We start from the raw sequence: 655 nt of genomic DNA on the forward strand, positions 1-655 counted from the left end.
TACCGGGAATGAGAGTGCCTTCCGGGATCAAGGCATCGATGCGCTTGAGTTGGGTGGCTTTCGCACCACGGTCGGCCAGGCTCGATGCGGCAGCGAGGAACTTGCTGTTGCGGTCCTCGCCTGCGCCCGTAGAGCCGCTGCCATTGGCGCCGCCGAGTCCGCCGGCGCCGTCCTCAGCCTTGGCCTGGTCGAGCGAGATCAGCCCTGATTTGTAGCGTTGTGGAAATTCTTCCGGTGGCGGTTCGTCCGCGGGAGGCGGCGCGACGGCCGGCTCAGCAACCGGGGACGGCGGCGGTGGAACATTGAATTCCGTCGTGTCGATCTTGGGTTCAAGCGGTTCGGGCGGTGGCGGAATATTGATGATCGCCGGGTCGGGTTGCGGCTCCGGCTTATTCTGCTCGCGCACGAATGACGGGGGACGGAACGTCGTGGTCCGAAACTCCTCGTCGCTCTGGGTGATGTCATGAGAGTGTTCCTTGGCGGGCGAGAGGACGAAATAGGCGGCAACTATGCCACCGATTAGTAGCGCAGCACCGCCAAACAGCTGATTGCGTTTGGCATTCTTGTTGGCGATGGCCGTATCGTCGCCGGCAAGCATGGCCTCAAGTTCTGGAGATTGCCTCATCAGTTGCCGCTCCTCCAGCGCTTCTTAACC

Annotated in this window: 1 pseudogene; it reads right to left on the reverse strand. The window is 62.3% G+C overall.

The annotated features are described in order from the left end of the window. Positions 1 to 625, reverse strand: a pseudogene (locus tag EOA49_RS32290) (conjugal transfer protein TrbI); the annotation flags it as partial. Between the last annotated feature and the right edge of the window lie 30 nt (positions 626 to 655).

The organism is Mesorhizobium sp. M1A.F.Ca.IN.020.04.1.1 (assembly GCF_003997315.1).
GTDB lineage: Bacteria > Pseudomonadota > Alphaproteobacteria > Rhizobiales > Rhizobiaceae > Mesorhizobium.